Source organism: Actinoplanes sp. ATCC 53533, from assembly GCF_003947245.1.
Map to the genome: position 1 here is coordinate 1 of NZ_QHHV01000664.1, position 639 is coordinate 639.

A 639-nucleotide genomic window follows, 5' to 3' on the forward strand; every position below is an offset into this window, starting at 1 on the left:
AGCGCCGGGAAGCCGATCACGTCCCCGACCGCGTAGATGTTGTCGACCGCGGTGCGGTAGCTGGTGTCCACGTCGATCCGGCCGCGCTTGTCCGCGCTCAGCCCGGCTGCTTCCAGCGCCAGGTCGTCGGTCTGCCCCTGCCGGCCGGCCGAATACATCACCGTGTCGGCCGCGATCTTCTTGCCGCTCTTGAGGATGCAGAGCGCGGCGGTCTGGTGGCGCTCGACGGCGGCCACCTCCTCGCCGAACCGGAACGTCACCGAGAGGTCGCGCAGGTGGTACTTCAGCGATTCGATGATCTCCTCGTCGCAGAAGTCGAGCATCTTGTCCCGCCGCTCGACGACGGTGACCTTGGTGCCGAGGGCGGCAAACATGGAGGCGTACTCCATGCCGATCACCCCGGCGCCGACCACGACCATGCTGCGCGGCACCTTGTCCAGGTTGATCACGCCGTCCGAGTCGACGATCGTCCGGTCGTCGAAGTCGACGCTGTCCGGCCGGGCCGGCCGGGTGCCCGCGGCGATAATGATCTTGTCGGCGGTGACCTTGGTGTCGCGTCCGCTGCCGTCGTCGATCGAGAGGGAGTGCGCGTCGGTGAAGTGGCCGGTGCCGGTGAGCATCGCGATGTGGTTGCGGGCC

1 protein-coding gene is annotated in these 639 nt (G+C 68.1%); it reads right to left on the reverse strand.

Annotation, left to right across the window (positions count from 1 at the left end; all coding sequences use genetic code 11):
- On the reverse strand, positions 1–639 hold a 639-nt coding region (locus DMB66_RS60530; RefSeq protein ID WP_158647758.1), incomplete at both ends, for an FAD-dependent oxidoreductase.